1 protein-coding gene is annotated in these 221 nt (G+C 40.7%); it reads left to right on the top strand.

What is annotated here, in order from left to right; all coding sequences use genetic code 11:
• On the top strand, positions 1 to 221 hold a 221-nt coding region (locus OS191_RS15605), incomplete at both ends, for an HYR-like domain-containing protein (RefSeq protein ID WP_267153691.1).

Raw genomic sequence — 221 nt, 5'->3', positions numbered from 1 at the left:
CCTGTTGACTCAACTGATAGTTCTGATCCTTGTAACATAGTAGTTACACGTACTTGGACCTTTACTGATTCTTGTAATAATACATCTAGTGTGTCACAAACTATTACTGTTTCTGATACTACGGCACCTGTAGCTCCAGCTGCTCCTGCTGATCTAACAGTAGAATGTATCGATGATGTACCTGCTCCTATAGATTTAACAGCAACGGATAACTGTGCTGG

The sequence above is a fragment of the Xanthomarina sp. F2636L genome, from assembly GCF_026410195.1.
Classification (GTDB): Bacteria; Bacteroidota; Bacteroidia; order Flavobacteriales; family Flavobacteriaceae; genus Xanthomarina.
Note: the sequence above shows the minus strand (reverse complement) of the source record. Positions and strands in the feature narration are given on the sequence as shown.